General features: G+C 48.7%; 7 protein-coding genes. All 7 read left to right on the top strand.

Annotated features, from left to right (window positions below):
- Positions 1 to 430 precede the first annotated feature (430 nt).
- Positions 431 to 1,231 (top strand): TM2 domain-containing protein, encoded by an 801-nt coding sequence (locus VZT47_RS08955; protein WP_330224622.1) that lies wholly within the window; start codon positions 431 to 433, stop codon positions 1,229 to 1,231.
- Positions 1,232 to 1,294: 63 nt separating this feature from the next.
- Positions 1,295 to 1,597, top strand: coding sequence for a hypothetical protein (locus VZT47_RS08950; protein ID WP_330224621.1), 303 nt, complete (start codon positions 1,295 to 1,297; stop codon positions 1,595 to 1,597).
- Between the two features lie 365 nt (positions 1,598 to 1,962).
- The gene (locus VZT47_RS08945) at positions 1,963 to 2,886 is read left to right on the top strand and encodes an alpha/beta hydrolase (protein ID WP_330224620.1); all 924 of its coding nucleotides are present in this window, start codon (positions 1,963 to 1,965) and stop codon (positions 2,884 to 2,886) included.
- Between the two features lie 400 nt (positions 2,887 to 3,286).
- Complete coding sequence (locus VZT47_RS08940; RefSeq protein ID WP_330224619.1) at positions 3,287 to 3,979, top strand: 7-cyano-7-deazaguanine synthase; 693 nt, start codon at positions 3,287 to 3,289, stop codon at positions 3,977 to 3,979.
- A 528-nt stretch (positions 3,980 to 4,507) separates the two neighbouring features.
- The gene (gene queD, locus VZT47_RS08935; RefSeq protein WP_330224618.1) at positions 4,508 to 4,837 is read left to right on the top strand and encodes a 6-carboxytetrahydropterin synthase QueD; all 330 of its coding nucleotides are present in this window, start codon (positions 4,508 to 4,510) and stop codon (positions 4,835 to 4,837) included.
- Positions 4,827 to 5,510 carry a putative 7-carboxy-7-deazaguanine synthase QueE gene (queE, locus tag VZT47_RS08930; RefSeq protein ID WP_330224617.1) on the top strand — a complete coding sequence of 228 codons (684 nt, stop codon included), beginning with the start codon at positions 4,827 to 4,829 and terminating at the stop codon, positions 5,508 to 5,510. Before queD ends, queE begins: the two co-directional genes overlap by 11 nt.
- Positions 5,510 to 6,076 (top strand): GTP cyclohydrolase I FolE, encoded by a 567-nt coding sequence (gene folE, locus VZT47_RS08925; protein ID WP_330224616.1) that lies wholly within the window; start codon positions 5,510 to 5,512, stop codon positions 6,074 to 6,076. Before queE ends, folE begins: the two co-directional genes overlap by 1 nt.
- Positions 6,077 to 6,302: the final 226 nt, after the last annotated feature.

Raw genomic sequence — 6,302 nt, 5'->3', positions numbered from 1 at the left:
CATCTCGTGACTAAGTACGTTGCGGGGGGCGCGGGTCCGAAGAATCTTTTTTCTCGTTTGTTGGGAGTTTATTCTTTTGTAAAAATAATTGGAAACTCGATTTTTTCCTCGAGGATTTGAAAGCTTTCTGAGCACGTGGGTCTTGTCCCGGATCTGCCTTAAATTTTTGGGCGCTCGGCAGATGGAATGGAACGCGGCCCGAGGCCTCGCTCTTTTTGCTTTCACGGGTATAGTAGCAAAAAATGCGATTTGTATCATTAGAAATTTATTAAATTTTTACAGAAAGACAGGAGGCTCAACATATTTTCTTTTCCTTGTACAGATTTCAAATTCTGTATCCGCTGACGAATGGTGTTATACGAATATGTTATAATAATTCATAGATTAAATCATCCAATTGGAACCAGTTTGCAGGAAGGGAGGGAATTCCATGGGCCATATCCGGAGAAGGGTGAAAAATTACACCATCCTTATCCTGTCGATTTCGGAGAAAGAGGACCGGATCGACGGGGCCGGTGCCATCCGGGTACGGAATGGGGAAGAAGTGGCCGTTTTATCCCTGCCCTCTCTCAGCCATGTGGATCCGGAACAGCAGATGGACCGTTTCGCCAGGCTTCAGGATTTTCTTACCAATGATCTGGTCCTTTTCATGAATTACAGCCAGGCTATGCCGCTCATGGACAAATTGTATCACAGCCTGGCCCAGACTTTTTTCACCAATGCCACCATGGATGTACTGCCCATTCTGGAAGAAGCTATTCCCGTTTCTGAAAATCCGGAAAGTTTCAGGGAAAAAGTGGAAGAAGTCTGCCGGGAAGGACCCATGGTTGAAAGAGCCCGGAAGGTGCATGTCCTTTATGAAAAGGCGGCAGAGAAACTTTTCAGCTATCAGGAAGGTTATCCCTACTGGGTCTCTTCCCTGCCCAGAGAAGAGGAAAGGTACCTTGCCGAAAACCTTCCCGCCCATCGGAAAACGCTCCGGAAAGCGCTGCTGGCCTGGGCGTTCGGTCTTCATTATTTCTACCTGGGCCATCCGAAACGGAATATCCTTTACCTTCTCACCCTGGGAGGGTGTTTCCTATGGATGTTTTCTGACCTTTTCCGGATGCCCCTCTATGTGGACCTGGCCAATGAGGAAATCGCGGAAAAAGTGTATGAAAGAGCGCCTAAGATCGGCAGTCCTCCTCCCCGGGAAAATGGGGCAGAGAAAGAAAAAATGGTTGAAAAGTGACGGCCTCTTAGTGTTTAATAGGAGGAGAGATTCCTTTGGAAATAAAAAGACGGGAGAAAAATTATGCAGGGCGGAGACGCGGATGAATTTATCGATTATATGAATGACGGGGAAGCCTCCGTCCGTCACCGGGGATACGTATACCGGTTTTCGGGACTGAAATACCATCCGGGACGGGATACGTACAGCGTGAGCGTGGAGAAATACCGATTCACCAGGGAACCTTTCGAAGAATTCATGGAGCTGGTCTATAACTATGAATCCGATGATCCTGATGATGTATTGGACCATCTGGCCGAAGATATCCTCTGGGATGGGAAAAGTTTCTACGAACTGGAAAAAGCGCTGACGTGGATAGACTGGTGAGTCACTTGGCAGTTACCGTGGATTGAGAAACATACGGTATTCGTGGGTTAGCCTCACCACGGCGAGCTCCGATAGAGAAAACTTCGAGATTTCGTGGTTCGTGATTCGTGGTTCGGGGTTTGGGAAGGTGGCGGCCTGATGGCCGCCCTTTTTTTGATGGGGACTTTGCACAGGCGGGGAAAATCCCGGTACTTCGTGTCTGTCGAATGACTGCGTCAGCACGTATGAGACATCCCTCCCGGGACCGCCGGCCGGACAGAAACCGAAGTCTTCCCGTCGGAGGTCTTCTTCCCGATATCGTTCTCATGCTATAATAAAATCAGATATTGAGCATGGGTCAATTTATCCGCAAAGGGGTGCTTTTTATGGGTTTACTGCTGAAAGCGGTGACAACTCTTGCCATTGGGGTTGTCGGAGCGATGATGGTTTCGAAGAAGAAAAAAGCCGAACCTTCTTTCACGATAGGAGAAAGCCGGTATCTTCAGGATGAGCCTACAGGGGTGAATCGTGATTCGGTGGAAATTTATTATTACCGCCCGCCCACCTGGTCTCCCGAAGATCCCGTATTTATCGCATTTCCCGGTTACACGAGGACGGGGGACCGGTTCCGGACGAGACTGGAAGCCCTTTCCGTGAAGTATAATATGGCCATTGCCTCGCCGAAATTTTCCCCGGAGAAATATCCCGGTGCCCGATGGTATCAGGAAGGAAATATATCTGATGCCGAAGGGGAAGAGGGACATATCCAGCCCCGTGGGAAATGGACTTTTTCCGCCATCGACCGGGTGATTTCGGAAGTCCGCCGCAGGACAGGGTGCAAAGGAAAGGTCTATCTTTTCGGTCATTCCGCAGGAGGCCAGTTCATGCACCGCTATTCCCTTTTCGGAGATCATCCGAGAGTGGATGCCATCATCTGTGCCAATTCGGGCTGGTTTACCATGCCGGATGAAAATATCGCCTATCCTTACGGCATGAAGGGACTCCCTGTTTCCAAAGGCGACCTGGCCCGCGCTTTTTCCCGTCCCGTCTACATGCTGATGGGAGGAAACGATATTTCCAGAAAGAAACCCTTCCGCGATACGCCGGAAGCCGATGCCCAGGGCATGAACCGCATGGAACGGTGCAATAACTATTTCAAAGCCTGCGAAGAAAAGGCAAAGGAACTGAAAGTGCCTTTCAAATGGAAAAAGTCCATCGTTCCCGGCGCCGCCCATGAAGGGGTAAAAATGGCCGAAGGTGCCATGAAACTCTTCTGCGAAGAACCGTTGGACGAGACGTTGGGGATGTGAAAGGAAACCTTTTGAAATATAATCTTTGTATTCTATATAAGCGTGTAAAGTTATCAGTTATCAGTTCTTAGTTATCAGCGAAGGAAGGCCCGCGTCAAATGAGAAGCGGGCCTTTTGGATATGAACTGTTTCATAAAAGGCGGGATAACGGAAATCGTCAAGCCTCTCTTTATATAGAATTCATTTGAGATCTGCCCGCCTTCATAATTTATGGCGGGCCACCAACACTGCGAACTGATAACTGCGAACTGCAAACTTTTTCATGAAGCTGTTTATTATCATTTGCCATGAAGCGGCCGGCTATCAAAAATTTTTGCAATCTATCCCAATGTAGCGTATAATGAACTGAAACACATACCCAGTTGTCATCTGTGAACCAACTCAAAAAAACGGAGGAAAGATGAAGAAAGCTATCATACTGTCCAGCGGAGGCGTGGATTCTACCACCTGCGTATCCCTGGCTGTAGACCGACTGGGAGCAGACAATGTTGTGACTGCTTCTATTTTTTATGGCCAGAAACACAAGAAGGAAATCCTGGCGGCCAGGAAAGTGGCAGAGTATTATCATCTGAAACATTATGAATTCGACCTGTCCCCGATTTTTCAGTATTCCAACTGCCCTCTGCTCTCCGGGTCCACGGAAGAAATCATTCACAAAAGCTATGCAGAGCAGATCGCGGAAAACGGGGCCGGAAAAGTGGCCACCTATGTGCCCTTCCGGAATGGCCTTATGCTCTCCACCGCGGCATCTCTGGCAGCGTCCCTCTTTGAAAATGAAGAAGTGGAAATATATATAGGAGCCCATGCAGATGATGCAGCAGGAGAAGCCTATGCAGACTGCAGCGAACCTTTCCTGAAAGCCATGAATGATGCCATCAGGATTGGTACCTACGGAAAAGTTCATCTGGTATTTCCATTTGCCAATATGAATAAAGCCGGCGTCGTGGCCACAGGACTGAAACTCCATACGCCCTACGAACTGACCTGGAGCTGCTATGAGGGGGGAGAAAAACCCTGCGGCACCTGCGGGACCTGTATCGACCGGGCGAAAGCCTTCGCGGCAAACGGAGTGAAGGATCCGGCACTTGACTGAGTCATCTGTCAGAGTCTTTTGTCAGATACCATGGTTTGAGTCAGAAACGGTTTTCGTGAATCAGCCTCACCACGGCAAGCCCCATATGTGACGTTTTCGAGATTTCGTGGTTCGTGATTCGTGGTTCGTGAAGGTGGCGGCTTGATGGCCGCAAATATATATGGGGACTCTGCACAGGCGGGGTTAAAAATCTCATATCGCTCGTTAATTTGTGACGCTGCGTCAGGGCGGAAGAGTGGGGAAGGCCCCCCGAAGTTCGGGGGGCTGTCGCAGAAGGCGACTGGGGGGCTGTACTATCGTACAAGTCGAAAATGAGACTGTAAACCCTCCTTCTCCGGTCAGGGGAAAGGATCGTACTACCGTTAGAACCGAACTGCGAGCGCCGAAGGCCAAGGCCCGAAGGGCCGATATATAAGATTGGTTTTGCGAAGCAAAACCATATCCATCACGAAGAACGAACAACGAACAACGAAGAACGATTCATCCCAACTGACACAAACCGTATTAATGCTAAATGAAAGGAAAACCATGTTCACCGTAACGAAACGCATAGAAGTATCCGGAGCCCATTTCCTCCATCTGGATTATGAAAGCAAGTGCACGAATCTGCACGGCCATAACTGGATCATCACTGTCACCGTCCAGAGTGAAACTCTCGACAAGAACGGGATGGTGGTGGATTTCTCCAAAATCAAGGAAATCGTAAACCAGTTTGATCACCATGTGATCAATGACGTGCTGGGTGACCTGAATCCCACCGCTGAAAATATGGCCAAATGGCTCTGCGACCGTATTCCAAAGTGCATCCGTGTATCCGTACAGGAAACGGAAGGAAACGTGGCAACCTATGAGAAATAAGTACGCCTTTGATGACGGAACTTTCCACTTGACGGAAATTTTCGATTCCATCGACGGGGAAGGAAAGCGGACAGGCCTCATGGCCACTTTTATCCGCCTGGCCGGCTGCAATCTTCGCTGCAATTACTGTGATACGAAGTATTCCCTCACCCTGGCAGATACGGCGGAAACCCTGACGGAGGACGAACTGGTTGAGAAAATCAGAAGTTTTCCCTGGAAGCGTCTGACCTTCACCGGCGGCGAACCGCTCCTTCATCCCCTTTATCATCTTCTGGACCGGCTGGGAAAAGAGGGGTATGAAAATAACATCGAAACGAATGGCGCTGTGCCCCTTTACCGGGAGCGTCCGGCAAATACCTTCTATACCATGGACTATAAATGCGGCGGAAGCGGCATGAAAGAAGCCATGGACCTCAATAATTTCAAGCTTTTAGGAAACAGGGACGTCCTCAAATTCGTGGTGAGCTCGCAGGCTGATCTCCTGGAAATGAAAGATATCATTGAGACTTTTTTCCATGGAAATAAAAATCCCCGGTTCTACGTCAGCCCCGTGTGGGGACGGATCGAACCGGCAGAACTTGTGGAATTTGTAAGAAAAAACCGGCTGCAGGACGTGACCGTCCAGGTGCAGCTTCATAAAATCATCTGGGACCCGGACAGGAGGGGAGTATAATGGATTTAAAGAAACTGGAACAGGCAGCCAGGCTCATCATTGAAGCTGTGGGAGATCATCCGGACCGGGAAGGCCTTCTGGAAACACCGAAACGGTTTGCCGACATGATGGCAGAGCAATTTGCCTATAACGACGTATCCAATGAAGACATTGCGAAAGAATTTGAAAAAACCTTTGCCACTCCTGAAAATGATATGGTGGTGGTGAAGGATATTTCCATCTTTTCCCATTGTGAACACCACATTGCCCTCATGTACAATATGAAAGTGGCCGTAGGCTATATCCCTCACGGACGGGTCATCGGACTTTCCAAAATCGCCAGAATTGCCGATGCCGTCTCTAAACGGTTCCAGCTCCAGGAACGGATCGGCACCGATATCCGGGATGTCATGAAAATGGTGACCCATTCCGATGATGTCATCGTTTATATCGAAGGAGAACACTCCTGCATGACCGCCCGGGGCATAAAAAAACCGGGAACAAAGACTAGAACCCTTGCCTCATCGGGAGCCTTCAAAAATGACAGCGCCCTCCGCAATGAATTTATGAATATGGTATTGAAATGATACAAAGGGGCTGTACAATAATTACACAATATGTGGAAATACCGGAAGTGATAAAGTTATCAGTTCATAGTAATCAGTGCAGGAGGCCCGCATCAAACTGGATGGCGGGCCATTTTTATACACAATGCTCCTGGAGAATGTTTAAATCCTTATATAAAAGGGCCGCCTCCCCTATAAAAAGGCGGCCACCATAACTGCGAACTGATAACTAATAACTGATAACTAT

Origin of the sequence: Dialister sp., assembly GCF_036343215.1 — a bacterium.
Lineage (GTDB): Bacteria > Bacillota > Negativicutes > Veillonellales > Dialisteraceae > Dialister.
This window is presented reverse-complemented; position numbering and strand designations above follow the sequence as displayed.

Bases quoted from the DNA above. Each gene is read 5' to 3' on its own strand.
- VZT47_RS08940 (WP_330224619.1), top strand. From the start codon at position 3,287: ATGAAGAAAGCTATCATACTGTCCAGCGGAGGCGTGGATTCTACCACC.
- queE (WP_330224617.1), top strand. From the start codon at position 4,827: ATGAGAAATAAGTACGCCTTTGATGACGGAACTTTCCACTTGACGGAA.
- queD (WP_330224618.1), top strand. From the start codon at position 4,508: ATGTTCACCGTAACGAAACGCATAGAAGTATCCGGAGCCCATTTCCTC.
- folE (WP_330224616.1), top strand. From the start codon at position 5,510: ATGGATTTAAAGAAACTGGAACAGGCAGCCAGGCTCATCATTGAAGCT.
- VZT47_RS08955 (WP_330224622.1), top strand. From the start codon at position 431: ATGGGCCATATCCGGAGAAGGGTGAAAAATTACACCATCCTTATCCTG.
- VZT47_RS08945 (WP_330224620.1), top strand. From the start codon at position 1,963: ATGGGTTTACTGCTGAAAGCGGTGACAACTCTTGCCATTGGGGTTGTC.
- VZT47_RS08950 (WP_330224621.1), top strand. From the start codon at position 1,295: ATGCAGGGCGGAGACGCGGATGAATTTATCGATTATATGAATGACGGG.